Origin of the sequence: Streptomyces longispororuber (genome assembly GCF_014656095.1) — a bacterium.
Taxonomy (GTDB): Bacteria; Actinomycetota; Actinomycetes; order Streptomycetales; family Streptomycetaceae; genus Streptomyces; species Streptomyces longispororuber.
The window spans coordinates 1-587 of record NZ_BNBT01000347.1; the positions used below are offsets into that span (position 1 = coordinate 1).

Genomic DNA, 587 nt, shown 5'->3' on the forward strand with positions numbered 1-587 from the left:
CACGGCGGCCGGCGCGGCCACGGCGGCGGCGAGGGCGGTGAGCACGGCCAGGTCGCGGGCGCGCAGGTCCCGGCCGGGGCCGGTCGGGGGGAAGCGGGCGACGGCGGCGGGCAGGGCGGACGGCAGGTAGCCGCCGGTCAGGTCGGTGACGACGGTGACCCGCTCGGGGTCCATCTCGGCGGGGCCGACCAGGACGGTGTCGTGCGGGCGGTGCAGGGTGTCGCGCCAGGTCTCGTCGCTCAGGACGTGCAGGCCCTCGCCCGCGGCGGCCTCCACGGCCTCGTGGACCACTTCGGGCGGCGGCACGGTGGCGGTCGGGTCGTCGGCGACGGACAGCACGAGCAGGCGCGGCGTGCCGCCCTCGGCGCGGACGCGGCGGACGGTCTCCAGGAGGGCGTACGCGTCGGGCGCGCCGCCGCACTCGGCGGGCGTCGGCACGTGGTACGCGGACCGGCCGAGGAGCCGTACCTGGGGCTCCCACCAGGCGGCGCAGGGGCGGGGCAGCAGGACGTCGCCGCCGAGCGCCGCGCCGACGGTGAGCAGCAGGGGCCCGGCGCCGGGCGCGGCGGCGAGGTGGCCGGGGTCCG

General features: G+C 80.9%; 1 protein-coding gene. It reads right to left on the reverse strand.

The window, feature by feature from the left end; genetic code table 11:
- The coding region (locus IE330_RS38570) for an aminotransferase class I/II-fold pyridoxal phosphate-dependent enzyme (RefSeq protein WP_190140827.1) at positions 1-587 on the reverse strand (587 nt) is incomplete at both ends.